The organism is Flavobacterium indicum GPTSA100-9 = DSM 17447, from assembly GCF_000455605.1.
GTDB lineage: Bacteria > Bacteroidota > Bacteroidia > Flavobacteriales > Flavobacteriaceae > Flavobacterium > Flavobacterium indicum.
In genome coordinates this window covers 1,263,541-1,279,857 of record NC_017025.1, presented here as the reverse complement: position 1 = coordinate 1,279,857, position 16,317 = coordinate 1,263,541, and the positions used below count along the sequence as shown (strand labels likewise).

Below are 16,317 nucleotides of genomic sequence, written 5' to 3'. Positions count from 1 at the left end.
AGAATATTCATCTTATGATTATAGAAGAGACTAAAAAAATCATAGAATCATTATCTATGAATGAGAAACGCTATTTTAAGCTTTTTGTTAACAAAAATATTTTTGGGAATCAGAATAAATACTTAATGCTTTTCGATATTTTTAATAATTTCACAGATATAGATGAACAATTGTTAAAAAAACACATCAATGAACATCAATTTTCTGATAAAAACGTTTCTTATGATTTAAATTATTTAAACAAACTAATACTTCGTTCTTTAAATGAATTCCATTATGAGAAAACAGTGAGTTTGAAACTTCAAAATTTAATTAAATCAGTTGAAATTTTATTTTACAAAGGACTTTATGAAGAATGTCTTCGCATCATTCAAAAAGCAAAAAAGCTTAACAGTAAAAATGAAAATGAAATTTTGATGTTAGAACTTTTGAATTGGGAGAAAAAATGTATGGGCTATTCTAAAGGATTTCAAGGAGCCATGTCTGTTAATAAGAAAATTGACGAATATTTTAATTCGATTAAAAGAAACCGAACAATAGTAGACTTATACTATCACAGTTATTACCTTAAAAACAGTACCGGTAAAATTGCTTTAGAAAAAATTATTTCTGAGTTTGAACAAATAATACAACACCCTTTAATAGTAGACCATAAGGAACTATTAACCTCAACACAGCCTCGTATTTTTAAAGAGTTAATTTTTGCTAATTACTTTCATGTTTTACAACAAACGGCAAATGAATTAAAACATTTAGAAAAGGCAATAGAAATTTATGATGAGCAAGTTTTTTATAAACAAGAAAATCCATTGGATTATATTTCGGTTTACACACGAATAATTGATATTTACAAAAAAAGTGACGATGCAACTTTTTACAACAAAATTGAAGGCTTACGACAATTTGACTCTATTCTTGATTTCCAAAAAAATGTAGCTTTAGAACGCATATTTTTTCACACCTATCTTGCTGAATTGGAACATTTAGTTTATAACAATCAGTTTCAAGAAGGATTACAAATGATGCAACATATTGTCAAACAAATTAATACCAACAAATTTAATATTGAACCTTACTATTATATTGGTATGTATTATCAGTTTGCATGTATTACCTTAATCACTAAGAATTTATCACAGTCGTTAAAACATATTAATTATATTTTAAATGAATTTGATTTCAATGACCGACCGAATACGTTTATAAAAGCAGAGATTTTAAATATTATCATTCATTTTGAATTAAAAAATTACAAACTCGTACTTCATAATTTAAATTCATTTAAAAAGAAATATACCAAAACATTTAAAATAAATGCTCTAGAAAAGAAGATACTAAAATTAATAGAAGCTATATCAAACGATCCTTATCTAAAGAAAACCTCGATTGAATTTGCAAATTTACATAAGAAAATAGTGCAAATGGAAATAGAAAAAACAAATTCAAATTTGATCTATTTAAATTACATCTTATCAAAAAAATAATATGAAGATACTATAATATTAGTAGTTATTATGAAACATTAATGACAATTAGCGTCTGCTTGTACATGCAAATCTAAAGTACTTGGAGACATATAAGGAATATCTAATCCAAGTCCCCTTAAAATAAATAAGATTCCTATACAAACAATTATTATTGGAATAATGCGTTGAATTTGGCTTTTGAATTTAAATTTTGAAAATTGGGCTACATGAATAACAACAACCATTAGTGGAATTGTACCCATTCCAAATAATATCATGTATAAAATACTTAATGAAATTGAGTGCATTGCAATGGCACCAAACAAAGCGGCATATACCATTCCACAAGGTAAATACCCATTAAAAAGTCCGATTAAATAAAGTGATTTAAAACTTTTTCTTTTGAATTGTTGTCCTAATTGTTGTTTAACTTTTGAAACGAACAAATAAATTGGTTTAGAAAAATTATAGGCTGCCAGTTTTTTTTCTGGTACTAAAGCAATAACAATCATTAATACACCTACTAATATAGATAATTGTTGTTGCCATCCTGCTAAAAAGAAACCTTTTCCTAACAATCCGAAAACAAGTCCTAAAGAAGCATAGGCTGTTATTCTACCCAACTGATAAGTCATAATTTGAATCACCTTTTTTGCTGGATTATTTCGATCAATAGGAATCATCATAGCAATAGGACCACACATACCTACGCAGTGCAAACTACTGATTAATCCGAATATTAGAGCAGAATATAACATAGCATTTAAAATAGGTGAAGATAGATAAGTGAAGATAGAGAGGAAGAAAAAAATACCCTATGATTAAAACAAAGTTTTTAAACAATTTTGCTCCCTATCTACACTTACAAAAATAATCATTCATTAAAAATAGACTGTTTCTTTATTTAAATAATTTTTACCTTCGTAATTCCAATCTATAGAAATTTCCCAAAGACCGCCAGTCAGTTTGTTTTTAGGTATGAGCATTATTGGACTTGATAAAGATATCTTTGTGTCAAAATCCAACTTCTGGCTGGACGGTCTATATAGGGAAATAGTACCGTTTATTTGTTTAAAATTAAAATGAGGTGGAAAAGTTACTATTATTCCTTCTGACGATTTAGTAACCGTTAACTTTTCTTTTAACTCATTAGAATTGTTCTGCTTTTCTATATTATCTTGAACATTACGTTCTTGTTTATAATAATCATCTGCCACCAATTCATGGTCGTAAGCTGGATTAGTTTGCAGTTTAATAATGAAGAATAGTATGAAGCCTATAAATCCAGCAAAGCCTACTACTACTCCTGTTCCCCAGTTAAATTTCATGTTCTTGTTTTTTTTGGTTAGTTTAATTGAAAGCGCGAGGTCCTAAGAAATTGGTTGTAACCGTTTCAATTACTTTATTACCTTGACGTACTTCAATATTAATTTTTGTGTTATCGCTTTCTAACAAAGCAGCTGGAATTTCTACAAACAAAGTTCCTTGTGCTAAATCAGCTTTTTTTACATGAATCTCTTGATTACCTACTAATTTCAATATTCCTTGTTTAGGATTCACCACTTTAAATGTAATGTGTTCCAATGCTTCAGTTGACTTATTGATTACTTTAAAAGTGTACACATTACTGATGTTTTTACCTTTTTCTTCATACAATTGACCTGGTAATCGTAAAATGGTTGTATCCACATCTGTACGCAGTAAAATCATAGAAAACATTAGGATTAAAAGAATACTTAAAACAGCAATATATCCTTTCATACGAGTTGTTATTTTGAACTTTTCTTTTTTAACAATCTCATCTTCACTTGCATATCGAATTAAACCTTTAGGTAATCCAACTTTTTCCATCATGCTGTCACATTCATCAATACAAGCCGTACAATTTACACACTCTAATTGTGTACCATTACGAATATCAATAGCAGTAGGACAAACATTTACACATTGGTGACAATCAATACAATCACCCCAACCCGCACTTTGACGGTCCTCATTCTTTTTAAACTTAGCTCTTCCTTTATCCCCTTCACCTCTGACATGATCATAAGCTACAACAATAGTTTTATTATCTAAAAGTACGCCTTGTAATCTTCCATAAGGACAGGCAATGATACAAACTTGCTCTCTAAACCAAGTGAATACAAAATAGAATACACCCGTAAATAATAATAAAGCAATTAACGTACTTAAATTTGATAATGGACCTTCCTCCACCATTTGAATTAATGTATCACTCCCTATTAAATACGCTAAAAACACATTAGCAATTCCAAATGAAATTAAGAAAAAAATGAACCACTTTAAGAGTCTTTTTCTAATTTTTTCAGCATTCCATTCTTGATTATTTAATTTAATTTGGGCACCTCTATCCCCATCAATCCAATATTCAATTCTACGGAAAACCATTTCCATAAAAATGGTTTGTGGACAAAACCAACCACAAAATATGCGTCCGAATGCTACTGTAAATAGCGTTAACCCCACTACTCCAGCAATCATCATGACAACGAAAAGATAAAAATCTTGCGGCCAAAATGGAAATCCGAAGATGTTAAATCTTCTTTCTAAAACATTAAAAAGTAAAAACTGGTTACCATTAATTTTAATAAAAGGACTTGCAATTAAAAAAATTAACAACACATAGCTCACTAACTTTCTTTTGTCGTAGAATTTTCCAACGGGCTTTTTAGGAAAAATAAAATTTCGTTTTCCTTCTTTATCAATCGTTGCGATGGTATCTCTAAAACTTTCGTCTGGTAAATTTGACATAACAATATTTTTTTATTTAAACCAAAAGTAATTCAGTTGTTTTTGGTTTAAAAAAGGTTTTGGTAAAGCTACCAAAACCTTTTTTTATTTTTTATTTTTTTGCAGTAGAATCTACAGCTGTTGGAGCAGGAGTTTCTGTTGCAGGTGCAGCAGCTCCTTCTTCTTTCCATTCTTTAGCTTCAGGTTCTGTTGGTTTTGGGTCTTTAGGATTTGTTCCTTGTAAAGACAACACATAACTTGCTATTTTTTGAATATCGGATGGTTTGATCGATTCTTTCCAAGGCACCATTCCTTTTCCAGGACGACCACCTTCCATAATGGTGTTGAAAACATTTTTAATTCCACCACCTAATATCCATTTATTATCAGTTAAATTAGGTCCAATTGCACCACCAGCATCTGCTCTGTGACACGCTACACAGTTTGCATCAAATAAAGTTTTACCAGCAGCAATAGCACCTGCATCCGTTAAAAGCGTTACTTTTTCTTTATCCATTAAATCTGGAGCCGTTTTTTTGTATTCTTCTACTTTTGCATCAGCAATTTTCATTTCTGTAGTAAACTCTTCATCCTGAGTATAGTCGCCCATAATATGGAAACGAACTAAATAAACTAAAGCAAAAACAACAGTTGCATAAAAAAGACCTACCCACCACGGTGGCAACACATTGTCTAACTCTTTTATACCATCATAATCATGGTCTAACAACATATCCTTTTCTTCATTAATCGAACGAGAAGCTGTTAATTTACGCATCCAATTTTTAAACGCTTGTTGTTGCGCTAATGGTTTGTTTTTATCTGCCTCTAATTTCGCTTTCTCTTCTTCAGAAAGTAATTGATAAGAAACTTTATCTACTGAGTTAAGAACTACTTCAATGGCAATTAGCAAAAAGATAAATACCACATGAAATAATGCTACTACAGGATATTTCACCAAAGCTGGTCGGTCTCCTGAATCAATAAAATACTCCAATACTCCAAACATGATTACATAAAGTAATGGAATTCTAATATATACTGGGATTAATTTTCTCATTATAATAAATTTTAATCGTTAAAAGGTAATTCGCTCATTTCTTTTACTCGTTCTTTGCTATACGTTAATGCATAAACGGTATACCCTACAAAGATGGTAATGAAAATTACTAGAGAGATAATAGGAAAAATATCAACCCCATTAATCCCATCAAAATTATGTTTTACGAACTTTAACATGATGTTTATTTTTTAACTTTAATGTCTGTTCCTAATCGTTGTAAGTAAGCAATTAAAGCTACAATTTCTCTATCTTTCATTGGAACAAATTTTTCACCTGTTAACCTTGCTTTTTCTTTGCTTGCATCATACGCTTTCACAAATTTTGGATCACCTTTCAAACCTTCTTCAATTTCGGCTGATTGTTTTTCAATACTTGCTAATGCTCCATCAATATCTTCTTGAGTATAAGGTACTCCTAATTTAGCCATTACCGCCATTTTCTTTTGTACATCATCATGACTCATTGCTTTGTTGTCAAATAACCACTTATACGCTGGCATAATTGATCCTGTTGAAGTTGCTTGAGGGCTCCACATGTGGTTAAAATGCCAATTGTGATTGTATTTTCCTCCAACTCTCATTAAATCTGGACCTGTACGTTTAGAACCCCATAAGAATGGATGATCGTATACATATTCTCCTGATTTTGAATATTCACCATAACGTTTAACTTCAGAACGGAAAGGTCTAACTAATTGAGAGTGACAGTTGTTACAACCTTCACGGATATATAAATCTCTACCTTCTAATTCAAGTGGCGTATATGGTTTTACACTTGTAATAGTTGGAATATTTGATTTTACAATTAACATAGGAACAATTTGAATAATTCCCCCAATAGCAACTGCAATAGTAGTCAATACGATAAACTGAACTGGTTTTCTTTCTAACCAAGAGTGCCATTTTTCATTACGTAATCTGTATTTAGATATTGTAACTAAAGCCGGTGCTTCTGCTAATTCATCTTCAACTTTAGATCCAACTGAAACTGTTTTAATGATGTTATAAACCCCAACTAAAACTCCTGTTAAGTATAACACACCACCAACAGCACGCATGGCATACATTGGTAAAATTTGTGTTACAGTTTCCATGAATTGAGGATATACTAATGTACCATCTTCATTAAATTGTTTCCACATTTCTGCTTGAGTAAACCCAGCTACATACATTGGTAAAGCATACAATACAATACCTAACGTACCAATCCAGAAGTGGAAATTAGCTAATTTTTGAGAGAATAATTGTGTTTTTGTTATTCTAGGAATAATCCAATAAATCATACCAAATGTCATGAATCCATTCCAAGCTAAAGCACCTACGTGAACGTGAGCTACAACCCAATCAGTAAAGTGAGCAATAGCATTAACATTTTTCAATGATAACATAGGACCTTCAAAAGTTGCCATTCCATAACCTGTAATACCTACTACAAAGAATTTTAAAATAGCATCTGTTCTTACTTTATCCCAAACACCTCTTAATGTTAACAATCCATTAATCATACCACCCCAAGATGGAGCAATTAACATTACAGAAAACACAACTCCTAAATTTTGAGCCCAATCAGGTAATGTAGAATACAATAAGTGGTGAGGTCCAGCCCAGATATATAAGAAAATTAATGACCAAAAGTGAATAATTGACAATCTATAAGAGTAAACCGGACGGTTTGCTGCTTTTGGTAAATAATAATACATTAATCCTAAGAACGGAGTAGTTAAGAAGAACGCTACCGCATTGTGTCCGTACCACCATTGTACCAAGGCATCTTGAACACCTGCATAAGCAGAATAACTTTTTGTTAAAGACACTGGAATTTCTAAACTGTTTACAATGTGTAATAAAGCCACCGCTACAAATGTTGCAATGTAGAACCAAACCGCCACATAAATATGACGCTCTCTTCTTTTTATAATTGTACCAATCATGTTGATACCAAAAGCTACCCATACTAGGGCAATGGCAATATCAAACGGCCATTCTAATTCGGCATATTCTTTTGATGTAGTAATACCTAATGGTAAGGAAATGGCTGCTCCTACAATGATTAACTGCCAACCCCAGAAGTTCACTTGACTTAAAAAATCACTGAACATTCTCGCTTTTAATAAACGTTGCAAAGAGTAGTAAACTCCAGCAAATACTGCATTCCCAACAAATGCAAAAATTACTGCATTAGTATGCAATGGTCTTAGTCTACCGTAACTTAACCAAGGGATACCATCAGTTAAATTAGGAAATAAGTAAAATAAAGCAACAATAAGACCCACCAACATACCCACTACTCCAAAAAGTAATGAAGCATAGATAAAGTTACGAACTATCTTATTGTCATAACGAAATTGTTGTACTTCCATAGTTAGTTAATATTTAGTTTTTGTTTTTATTAGAATTATTTTTCACTTCGTCGTCAAATAACATACGCACCGATGGGGTGTAGTCATCGTCGTATTGACCGTTTTTCACTGCTAAAATGAAGATGATTAAGAAAGCTATTGCAATAACAATACTTACTGAAATTAGAAAATAAATAACACTCATACCTTAAATTTTAAACAAAGTTAGACTTACTCTATCAGGATAAATATGACTTTTGTCATACTCTTTAATTTTTGTTAAAAATGGTTAATTTTTGTTGATTTTACGACCATAAAACTTGCTCATAATTGTAACAAAACTTACAATTGTGATGGCACTCATAGGCATTATAATTGCGGCAAATAGTGGGGACAATTTTCCAGCTAACGCAAAAGTTAAACCGATTGCATTATACAAAAGCGAAAGACCAAAACTCATGTAAATCGTTTTCATTGAGTCTTTTGCATATCGTAAATATAAGAAAAGTTTTGAAAACTCCAAAGAATCCATAATACCATCACAAGCCGGCGAAAATACATTTACATTTTCAGAAATAGCAATACCAACATTACTTTGAGCTAATGCACCCGCATCGTTAAGTCCATCCCCAATCATCATTACATTTTTTCCTTCTTGCTGTAATTTTTCAATATAGGCTAACTTTTGTTCTGGTTTTTGATTAAAAATAAGCTCTGTATTTTCGGGTAAAATAGATTGCAGATAAGCTTTCTCTCCATCATTATCTCCACTCAATACTTTTACTTGATAATGATTTTTGGTCAAATCTTTAAATAATTGTTCTAAACCTTCTCTATATTGATGATTAAACAAATAATACCCTTTATAATGGTCATCGATTTTAATATTAACCTTGGTTTGTTTTAAATTATCTTTGGTTAAAGTTTCCCCCATCAAAGCATCGGAACCAATTTCAATTTTATGATTTTGAATTATTGCAATAATTCCTTTACCAATGATTTCTTCAAACTCTGTTAAGTTCTGTTTTTCAGTATTTGGTAAAAAATCATATAACTTTCTACTTAAAGGGTGGTTTGAATTTCTAATACAGTTTTTAACCCATTGTTCCTCTTCTGAAGTTAAAGAAGTACCCACAAATTCTATTTGCATCTTATTTGCAGATGTAATTGTTCCTGTTTTATCAAAAACAACCGTATCTACTTTAGCTAATTGCTCAACAACTAACGAATTTTTCAAATACATTTTGTTGTTACCCATAATTCGCAATACATTACCTAGTGTAAATGGCGCTGTTAATGCCAATGCGCAAGGACAGGCCACAATTAAAACAGCTGTAAAAACATTAAATGCAATATAAGTATCAATGAATAGCCAAAAAAGTAACGCTCCAAATGCCAACAACAATAATGCGGGGGTGAAATACTGACTTACTTTATCTGTTATGGATTTATGTTTTTGATCAATTTTCTTTTGAAACACATCATTACTCCATAATTGAGTTAAATAACTTTGTGATACAGAAAACAACACTTCCATTTCAATTACTCCTCCTATTTGTTTTCCTCCTGCAAATACTTTATCTCCCGACTTTTTTTCAATTGGATCCGCTTCTCCAGTAACAAAACTATAATCTAACGATGTTTTAGGCGAAATAAGAATTCCATCAACGGGTATGAGCTCTTGATTGCGGATTAACAATCGGTCTCCTTTCTCAATATCATACACTTGACACGGAACTTCTGAACCATCTGAAAGTATTTTAGTCACTGCAATAGGGAAATACGATTTATAATCACGTTCAAAAGATAAAAAATCATACGTTTTTTGTTGAAACAACTTACCTAACAACATGAAAAAAACCAATCCTGTTAGACTATCAAAAAAACCTTGACCGTAATCAAATACGATGTCAACTGTACTTCGTATAAACATTACAATAATACCAAGTGCTATAGGAATATCAATATTTAATACGCTTGAACGAATACTTTTATAGGCTGAAACGTAATAACCACTTGCTGAATAAAGAAAAGAAGGTAGGGATAAAAAGAAAATTAACCAACGGAAAAAAGGTTTATATTTTTCAATCCAAAATTCATCAACTTCAAAATATTCCGGAAAAGATAATAACATAATATTTCCAAAACAAAAGAAAGCTACACCTAACTTATAGATTAACGTTCTATCAATGTTATTTAATCCTGTTTCATAGTTTTCTAAACTAATGTAAGGCTCATAACCTATAGAAGCTAATAAGTAAACAATTTCTTTTAAATTAGTTTGTTCTGGCTGATAAGTTATACGGACTTTTTTCTGAGTAAAATTTACTTGCGATGCAATTATACCTTTTTGAAGCTTTTGGAGATTTTCCAAAATCCAAATACACGAGCTACAATGAATATGAGGTATGTACAATGAAACAATATGTGTTGTAGTTTCTTCAAATTCCAATAGTTTCGAACTAATTTTTTCATCGTCTAAAAATTCATATTTACCATTAATCTCTGGTGGTGTTGCTCCTGGTGAAGTTGCATAGTCGTAATAACATGTTAAGTCATTTTGACTAAAAATTTCATACACAGTTTTACAACCTACACAACAAAATGATTTTTCATCATACGTTATTTTTTCACTAGCAGTATATTCTTTACCACAGTGAAAGCAATTTTTATCGTCCATTTAATGCTCATTTTTTACCTGTAACAAAGGTCACACTCTACAAAAAAATAAAATATGATATTTGTCATACCTTTTGTACCTTTATGGTTTAGTAATAAAAATATTGTTTTTTTTTCAAAAATTAAAATTTATATTTTGATTAAATAGTTAATTTTGCAACACAATATATAATTATGAGTGCTAAATGTGAGCAATGTATCGTTAGAGAATTAAGTTCATTAAAAGCTTTAAATAAAGAGGAGCTTTTACGAATGGCTGAATGTAAATCATCTTACGAAGTAAAAAAAGGAGATCCTTTATTTGAAGAAGGAGAAATGCTTAATGGAATTTATTGCGTAAAAGATGGTGTGGCTAAAATGTCGAAATTAAGCGCCAATGGCAAGGACCAAATTGTTAAACTTGTAAAAAAAGGAGAACTTTTGGGTCAGCGTTCTTTAATTAGTGAAGAAGCGGCTAACTTAAGTGCTGTAGCAATAGAAGACATGCAAGTTTGTTTTATTCCAAAAGCCGAAGTATTAAAATTCTTTAATGAAAATAATCAATTTTCGTTGAACATGATGAAATCGGTTTGTGGTGATTTGCGTGAAGCAGACGATCATATGGTAGATATGGCACAAAAAACAGTAAAACAACGTTTGGCGCACACATTGTTACATTTAGAAAAAGATTTTGGCACTAATGAAGATGGAAGTTTAAAAATACAATTATCACGAGAAGAAATTGCGGGTATGATTGGAACTGCTACTGAAAGTTGTATTCGACTTTTGTCTGAATTTAACAAAGAAGGATTAATTGAATTAAGTGGCAAAAAAATCATTCTTGTAAATAAGAACATGTTACAGAAAATGAGTGAATAGAAATTGTAATTTAGAATCTGAAACAAGTTCAGATTGACAAATTACCAATTGACATGATTTAGAATCTGAAACAAGTTTAAATTGACAAATTACCAATTGCCGTGATTTAGAATCTGAAACAAGTTCAAATTGACAAAAATTACCGATTGACTTGAATTAGAATCTGAAACAAGTTCAGATTGACAAATTACCAATTGACATGAATTAGAATCTGAAAAAAGTTCAGATTGACAAATTACCAATTGACATGATTTAGAATCTGAAAAAAGTTCAGATTGACAAAAATTACCAATTGCCGTGAATTAGAATCTGAAACAAGATCAGATTGACAAATTACCAATTGACATGATTTAGAATCTGAAACAAGTTCAGATTGACAAAATACAGATTTACAAAGTAGTAATTAAAAAAATCTCCGACTTTGAGTCGGAGTTTTTTTATCTTAAAATCTCAATTCTTATTGCTCGTAAAAAATCCTCTCCCGCAGGCAAAAGCTGAATACCTTCTTTTTCTAGAATATTTCCATCATGAATCGTATTATCGGCAACACCACACCAGGGCTCAATACAAAGAAATGGAGCATTTGGTTTTGTCCAAATTCCTAAATACGGAAAATATTCGTAGGTGACTTTTAAAACGGGTACATCTAAATGCTGCAAGATTACTTCATCTGATTCTAACGATTCAAAGACCAAGGCATCGTTTTTAAATAAATCGTATTTTAAATCTAATTTTCCTGAATGACTTTCTACCACAGATGTTTCAAAATTAAAATTTTCATTCTCAAGATGATGCGTAATTAAAACATCCGGTTTATTAAATTGTAAACTGTAATCTGCAATATCACCTTCAATCGCAAAAGCAGGATGAGCACCAATAGAGAATGGCAGGGTTTCTTCAGATAAATTTCGAACAAAATATTCAATAATCAGTTCACTATCGATTAAAGTATAAGCTAAGAACAACTTAAAGTCGAAAGGAAAATTATATTTTGTTTCCGCATTAGACTCCAACTCAAAAACGACTTGATGTTCCGCTTTTAATTCATATTGAAATTCATAATTACGAGCAAAACCATGACGAGGCAACGTATATTCTTTTCCATTTAGCGTATAAACATCATTTTTTAAACGCCCCACTATAGGAAACAAAACAGGAGAAGTTTTATTCCAATAGTTTTCATCCACTTCCCAAATATAATTTACCTGGTTTTTTTCTAACGATACTAACTCTGCTCCTAAAGTATTTATAGTAGCAGTTAAAAATTTATTAGTTATAGTAATTAACATAAGCTATTCTTCTGGTATACCTTTCCAAGTTCTAATTCCTCTTGAAAAGAAAAATAATGCAATGATACAAACTATTAAATTAATGATAAACATGTTGAATATATTATCATTTAAAAATTTATAGAAAGGATCTAAGTAATAATCATAATTTTCAATCGAAGCATATTGATTCATCAATTTGTTTTTATAGTGCTCCATATATATGAAATAAATAATTGGAAGTATCGCAGAAAAAAACCATAGTGCTAAATTTACAACAACCTTACTAAAACGAATATTAGTTTTCGAAACAATAAGATTAATCAGCGTTAGTAATATACCAATAATAGTTAAAACAGAAAGGTACAAATAAGTCAATTCTTCCCTACCTATGGTTGAAATTAAACCGAAGACAATATTTAGTAAAACGGTAACTACTATAGCAATTAACCAGCTTTTGCCAGATGTAACTTTGAATGACAATAACAATAATGAAAATCCGAATGCGAAATATAAAATACCTATAGTAAATTCCAATGCTTCCCAAATGGAAGCATAACTATTTAATAGAATTAAATAATTATGATTTAAAATATTTTTTTCCACAAAATAATCCGAGTAAACACCATCGTTTTTAAATTCGTAATACTCATCAGGAGATGCAGACTCGTAATCGTTGTAATCTACATAGGTCGAATCATAATCTTTTGTATTAGGATTAGCATAATTAATTATCTTATATTTTTTAAAATTTGGATAATCATATACTTCTTTAAACCATTTTTCTACAGTAATATTGGTATATAATTTTGCATCATTGTGAATAGCTAAATATTCACTCATTAATTTCTTAACCTCAGTCTGATTGTTATTTGATAACCACTTTCGAATTGCTAATGTATTTAGTGAATCTTTTGCTCTATCATCGTACTTAAAATTGAATACTTTTCTATTTATAAGAGCAGTAGGTTCATACTGTTTGCCAAAATATTTTACATACTCTTTATAGACTATCTTTCTGTATTGAATTTGACCATTAATTGTTGTATCTGTAAATACGGATTTCGTAGAATCAATTTCTGGAGACTCAAAACTTCCGTTAATAAACATATCGGCCTTTGAGAGTATTTCAACTCTTCGTTTAACTTCATCTTCAGAAAAATAACTTCTTTTCTTAAGCGTTTGTCCAACCAAAACAGAGACATAAAAGGTAGAAAATACAACTACTATTATAAAAATTTGTAACCACTCATAAAAAAGTGCATTTTTACTTTTGGGGTAAAACGATTTAAAAGCATTATTCTTGAAATACTGAATTAACCAAACAATAAAAACAACTATAATAATTAATGTAATTATTATAAAAAAAGGAGCTTCTAATAAAGAGTCGTATTTTTTTGTAAAATCAATTGTTCCATCAAAATAGCCCGTAAAAAAACAAAATATATGAAGCAGAATTCCTAATGCCGCCATTGGAATAAACTTTGTATTCCATAGTAATGGGTATTTTAATAATATATTTTTCTGTAAATTTGATAACATAATAAGGACTTATTTAATAAAGAAACGTCGGGTTGAATGGGTAATATCTCTTAAATATTTAATGGTAATTTGTTGGTCAATTAATGCTTTCATAAATTGATTGATATCAACTGTTAATGGAAAAGTTGCAATTAATGTCCCACCATTTTGTTCTATGTTTTCGATGCCTAAACCTTCTAATTTTTGTTTGATACTTAAAAGCGGTTCATCCGATTCAAATTCAACTATAAAATGTTGCTCTATAGCATCTTCTGATTTCAAATTGCGTTGTTTTCCTTGTTTTAAAAACACCACTTGATTTGATGTTTTTTCAACCTCATACAATTGTTGGGAACTCAACACAATAGCTATTGGACGAAACGGAGAATTGGCAATATTTCTAAAATCATCTAATATGGTTTGTTGGGCTAAAATATCCAAATTTGCCAAGGGTTCATCAATTAATAAAATTTTTGGTTTTCGGAGTAACATTCGAGCCAATTCGAAGCGCATCTTATACCCTGAGGATAAACCCGACCAATTATAATTTCTATATTTTCTGAGCCCTAAACGAGTAATCACTAAATCGACTATTAAATTATTTTCTTCAGCAGAATAGCCGTAACAACTTGCTGCAAATTCTAAATTTTCATACATAGAACCGCGCCAAGTTTCTGTTCGTTGAGGTATATAAACTAATTTAGTTCGTAAATCATACCCATCATCATAAGAAAATTGATAGTTGATTTTACCTGATGAAGGTTCTAATTCTCTACAAATACTTCGCAACAATGTGGTTTTTCCATTACCATTTTCTCCAACTAAACCAATAATTTCACCCGATTTAATTTCTAATTGAATTGGACCTAGATTAAAATTTGAATTGTAATTCTTTTGTAAATTTTCAATGGAAATTATGGTTTGGTGTGGTTGTATTGTTTTAACAATTAAAACTTTATACAGGTCTTGTAGAAGTTGGTTCAATTTTTCTTTCACTTCTACTGAATTGGAGTTATGGTCGAACCAATTTAGAAAGGCAGTAGTCTGTTTATAAAACTGAATAGCTTCCGTATCTAGGGTAAAATCGATTATTCTTTTAATTACTTGTTGAAAATCATTGAGTTGTAGTAACTCTTGAACTTCATTAAATTGTTGTTGAAATAAATTCATTAATTAAACTATTACTTTTTACTTAAAAAATCTCTTTTTAAAATCCCATAATGAACGGAATCAATAAATATACCATTATAAAATTCATTTTCTTTAAAATGAGCTTCTTTCACAAAACCATTTTTTTCTAAAACTCGAGCAGAACCAATATTTTCAGGATCAATAACTGCATCAATAGAATGAAAATTTTGAACCGAAAAAGCATATTCTAGCATCGTATTTATCGCTTCGGTTACAAAACCTTTTCCTTCAAATTCAGGAAGAACCATATAACCAATTTCAGTTCGATGATTCTCAGGTTGAGTACGATAAAACCCCATAAAACCAATAAATTTACCTGTTTCTTTTTCTTCAACAGCCCAATTAATATCGGTATTCTCTGTTATTTTTTGATTCATAAAATGAATCATTGCAAGTGCTTGTTCTTCATTTTCTAAAATAGGTCGAGGAATGTATTTCATTCGTTCCTTGTCACTTCGCAATCGAAACACCTCTGGTGCATCAGAATCCATTAATTGTCGAAAATGCAAACGTGCTGAATTTAAAACAGGAAATGGATTAAAATTTATAGTTAACATATATACTTACTTTTTATTTAAGAAAGCTGAAATTGCTTTATCTTGAAATTTACTAAAAAAAACGAGCATTGAAATTGCTCCAACAGTAGCTAACAACATATCCGATTGAGTATCCCAAATATACCCTTGAGTACCTAGAAATGCATCACCGCCTTCACCTGTACAAATAGAAACCCACCATTCTATCCATTCATAAGCAGCGCTAATAGCCAAGCAAATGGATACAATAATAAAGTTAAAATAACTTTTATTAGAAATAACTTCTTTGCGAATAAATAATTCTCTAACAATCATAGCTGGAACAAATCCTTGAAAAAAATGTCCCACTTTATCATAATTGTTTCTGGTTTGATGAAATGTATCTTTAATCCAATCAAACAGTGGTACTTCTGCATAGGTGTAATGTCCGCCTAAAAACAAAACATAGCAATGAAGTAAAATAAAGAAATAGGTAAAATTGGTAAACGAAAACTTTTTAAAAGTAATCAGTAAAATTAGAAAACCAAGTAAAGCCGGTACAACTTCTAAAAACCAAGTAAAATATTCTTTGGGGTGAATTCCAGACAGCACCAATCCGAAGAAAAAAAGAACTATAAAAATTGATATTGGTTTCATTACTTGTGTT

Annotated in this window: 15 protein-coding genes; 2 read left to right on the top strand and 13 right to left on the bottom strand. The window is 30.4% G+C overall.

Going from position 1 to position 16,317, the window contains the following annotated elements; translation table 11 throughout:
* Nucleotides 1–14 precede the first annotated feature (14 nt).
* Nucleotides 15–1,484, top strand: a complete 1,470-nt coding sequence (locus KQS_RS05735; protein WP_014388250.1) for a hypothetical protein — start codon at nucleotides 15–17, stop codon at nucleotides 1,482–1,484.
* 38 nt (nucleotides 1,485–1,522) lie between these two features.
* Here KQS_RS05735 and KQS_RS05730 read toward each other — a convergent pair whose 3' ends face one another.
* From KQS_RS05730 to KQS_RS05700, 8 genes are all read right to left on the bottom strand, one after another.
* Nucleotides 1,523–2,224 carry a sulfite exporter TauE/SafE family protein gene (locus tag KQS_RS05730; protein ID WP_014388249.1) on the bottom strand — a complete coding sequence of 234 codons (702 nt, stop codon included), beginning with the start codon at nucleotides 2,222–2,224 and terminating at the stop codon, nucleotides 1,523–1,525.
* A gap of 123 nt (nucleotides 2,225–2,347) precedes the next feature.
* Nucleotides 2,348–2,794, bottom strand: a complete 447-nt coding sequence (locus tag KQS_RS05725; protein WP_014388248.1) for a FixH family protein — start codon at nucleotides 2,792–2,794, stop codon at nucleotides 2,348–2,350.
* A gap of 22 nt (nucleotides 2,795–2,816) precedes the next feature.
* Complete coding sequence (ccoG, locus tag KQS_RS05720; protein WP_014388247.1) at nucleotides 2,817–4,238, bottom strand: cytochrome c oxidase accessory protein CcoG; 1,422 nt, start codon at nucleotides 4,236–4,238, stop codon at nucleotides 2,817–2,819.
* A gap of 91 nt (nucleotides 4,239–4,329) precedes the next feature.
* Nucleotides 4,330–5,277 (bottom strand): cbb3-type cytochrome c oxidase N-terminal domain-containing protein, encoded by a 948-nt coding sequence (locus KQS_RS05715; RefSeq protein WP_014388246.1) that lies wholly within the window; start codon nucleotides 5,275–5,277, stop codon nucleotides 4,330–4,332.
* Nucleotides 5,278–5,288: 11 nt separating this feature from the next.
* The gene (locus KQS_RS14175; protein ID WP_014388245.1) at nucleotides 5,289–5,456 is read right to left on the bottom strand and encodes a cytochrome c oxidase subunit IV; all 168 of its coding nucleotides are present in this window, start codon (nucleotides 5,454–5,456) and stop codon (nucleotides 5,289–5,291) included.
* Nucleotides 5,457–5,461: 5 nt separating this feature from the next.
* Nucleotides 5,462–7,639 carry a cytochrome-c oxidase, cbb3-type subunit I gene (gene ccoN, locus KQS_RS05710; protein ID WP_014388244.1) on the bottom strand — a complete coding sequence of 726 codons (2,178 nt, stop codon included), beginning with the start codon at nucleotides 7,637–7,639 and terminating at the stop codon, nucleotides 5,462–5,464.
* A gap of 13 nt (nucleotides 7,640–7,652) precedes the next feature.
* Nucleotides 7,653–7,823 (bottom strand): cbb3-type cytochrome oxidase assembly protein CcoS, encoded by a 171-nt coding sequence (gene ccoS / locus KQS_RS05705; RefSeq protein WP_014388243.1) that lies wholly within the window; start codon nucleotides 7,821–7,823, stop codon nucleotides 7,653–7,655.
* A gap of 84 nt (nucleotides 7,824–7,907) precedes the next feature.
* Nucleotides 7,908–10,298, bottom strand: coding sequence for a heavy metal translocating P-type ATPase (locus KQS_RS05700; RefSeq protein WP_014388242.1), 2,391 nt, complete (start codon nucleotides 10,296–10,298; stop codon nucleotides 7,908–7,910).
* A 173-nt stretch (nucleotides 10,299–10,471) separates the two neighbouring features.
* Here KQS_RS05700 and KQS_RS05695 point away from each other — a divergent pair, with 173 nt between their 5' ends.
* Entirely contained in the window at nucleotides 10,472–11,155 is a 684-nt protein-coding gene (locus tag KQS_RS05695; RefSeq protein WP_014388241.1) for a Crp/Fnr family transcriptional regulator, read from the top strand.
* A 437-nt stretch (nucleotides 11,156–11,592) separates the two neighbouring features.
* On the opposite strand, the gene KQS_RS05690 is transcribed toward KQS_RS05695, so the two are convergent.
* From KQS_RS05690 to KQS_RS05670, 5 genes are read right to left on the bottom strand one after another with little or no spacing between them, the layout of a single operon-like run.
* Nucleotides 11,593–12,444: an aldose 1-epimerase family protein gene (locus KQS_RS05690; protein WP_014388240.1), complete on the bottom strand. Its 852-nt coding sequence runs from the start codon at nucleotides 12,442–12,444 to the stop codon at nucleotides 11,593–11,595.
* 3 nt (nucleotides 12,445–12,447) lie between these two features.
* Nucleotides 12,448–13,965: a hypothetical protein gene (locus KQS_RS05685; RefSeq protein WP_014388239.1), complete on the bottom strand. Its 1,518-nt coding sequence runs from the start codon at nucleotides 13,963–13,965 to the stop codon at nucleotides 12,448–12,450.
* Between the two features lie 9 nt (nucleotides 13,966–13,974).
* Nucleotides 13,975–15,114 carry an ABC transporter ATP-binding protein gene (locus KQS_RS05680; RefSeq protein ID WP_014388238.1) on the bottom strand — a complete coding sequence of 380 codons (1,140 nt, stop codon included), beginning with the start codon at nucleotides 15,112–15,114 and terminating at the stop codon, nucleotides 13,975–13,977.
* A gap of 11 nt (nucleotides 15,115–15,125) precedes the next feature.
* Nucleotides 15,126–15,692: a GNAT family N-acetyltransferase gene (locus tag KQS_RS05675; protein WP_014388237.1), complete on the bottom strand. Its 567-nt coding sequence runs from the start codon at nucleotides 15,690–15,692 to the stop codon at nucleotides 15,126–15,128.
* A 6-nt stretch (nucleotides 15,693–15,698) separates the two neighbouring features.
* Nucleotides 15,699–16,307, bottom strand: coding sequence for a DUF2238 domain-containing protein (locus tag KQS_RS05670; protein ID WP_014388236.1), 609 nt, complete (start codon nucleotides 16,305–16,307; stop codon nucleotides 15,699–15,701).
* Nucleotides 16,308–16,317: the final 10 nt, after the last annotated feature.

Excerpts from the sequence above, each read along its gene's own strand:
- KQS_RS05735 (WP_014388250.1), top strand. The coding sequence starts at position 15 with ATGATTATAGAAGAGACTAAAAAAATCATAGAATCATTATCTATGAAT.
- KQS_RS05730 (WP_014388249.1), bottom strand. The coding sequence starts at position 2,224 with ATGTTATATTCTGCTCTAATATTCGGATTAATCAGTAGTTTGCACTGC.
- KQS_RS05725 (WP_014388248.1), bottom strand. The coding sequence starts at position 2,794 with ATGAAATTTAACTGGGGAACAGGAGTAGTAGTAGGCTTTGCTGGATTT.
- ccoG (WP_014388247.1), bottom strand. The coding sequence starts at position 4,238 with ATGTCAAATTTACCAGACGAAAGTTTTAGAGATACCATCGCAACGATT.
- KQS_RS05715 (WP_014388246.1), bottom strand. The coding sequence starts at position 5,277 with ATGAGAAAATTAATCCCAGTATATATTAGAATTCCATTACTTTATGTA.
- KQS_RS14175 (WP_014388245.1), bottom strand. The coding sequence starts at position 5,456 with ATGTTAAAGTTCGTAAAACATAATTTTGATGGGATTAATGGGGTTGAT.
- ccoN (WP_014388244.1), bottom strand. The coding sequence starts at position 7,639 with ATGGAAGTACAACAATTTCGTTATGACAATAAGATAGTTCGTAACTTT.
- ccoS (WP_014388243.1), bottom strand. The coding sequence starts at position 7,823 with ATGAGTGTTATTTATTTTCTAATTTCAGTAAGTATTGTTATTGCAATA.
- KQS_RS05700 (WP_014388242.1), bottom strand. The coding sequence starts at position 10,298 with ATGGACGATAAAAATTGCTTTCACTGTGGTAAAGAATATACTGCTAGT.
- KQS_RS05695 (WP_014388241.1), top strand. The coding sequence starts at position 10,472 with ATGAGTGCTAAATGTGAGCAATGTATCGTTAGAGAATTAAGTTCATTA.
- KQS_RS05690 (WP_014388240.1), bottom strand. The coding sequence starts at position 12,444 with ATGTTAATTACTATAACTAATAAATTTTTAACTGCTACTATAAATACT.
- KQS_RS05685 (WP_014388239.1), bottom strand. The coding sequence starts at position 13,965 with ATGTTATCAAATTTACAGAAAAATATATTATTAAAATACCCATTACTA.
- KQS_RS05680 (WP_014388238.1), bottom strand. The coding sequence starts at position 15,114 with ATGAATTTATTTCAACAACAATTTAATGAAGTTCAAGAGTTACTACAA.
- KQS_RS05675 (WP_014388237.1), bottom strand. The coding sequence starts at position 15,692 with ATGTTAACTATAAATTTTAATCCATTTCCTGTTTTAAATTCAGCACGT.
- KQS_RS05670 (WP_014388236.1), bottom strand. The coding sequence starts at position 16,307 with ATGAAACCAATATCAATTTTTATAGTTCTTTTTTTCTTCGGATTGGTG.